The sequence below is a fragment of the Paraburkholderia sp. SIMBA_027 genome (assembly GCF_046535315.1).
Taxonomy (GTDB): Bacteria; Pseudomonadota; Gammaproteobacteria; order Burkholderiales; family Burkholderiaceae; genus Paraburkholderia; species Paraburkholderia tropica.
Window position 1 is genome coordinate 1 of the sequence record NZ_JAWRWY010001531.1, and the last position, 239, is coordinate 239.

Consider the following 239-nt stretch of genomic DNA (forward strand, 5'->3'; position numbering starts at 1 on the left):
GGGCCGATCATCAGGATGTTCTTCGGCGTTACTTCAACGCGCAGTTCTTCGGGCAGTTGCATCCGGCGCCAGCGGTTACGCAGCGCAATGGCAACGGCGCGCTTGGCATCGTCCTGGCCGATGATATGGCGGTTAAGTTCATGGACGATTTCGCGGGGAGTCATGGACATAGTGTTTGGCGGCCTCAAGCGCAAGTAAGCCTGCGGCTTACTCGGCGAGGTCCTGCTCCTCAATGGTCT

At 59.0% G+C, this 239-nt stretch carries 1 pseudogene; it reads right to left on the bottom strand.

Going from position 1 to position 239, the window contains the following annotated elements:
- Window positions 1-170: pseudogene (gene hslU / locus SB764_RS44310) on the bottom strand (HslU--HslV peptidase ATPase subunit); the annotation flags it as partial.
- Window positions 171-239 lie beyond the last annotated feature (69 nt).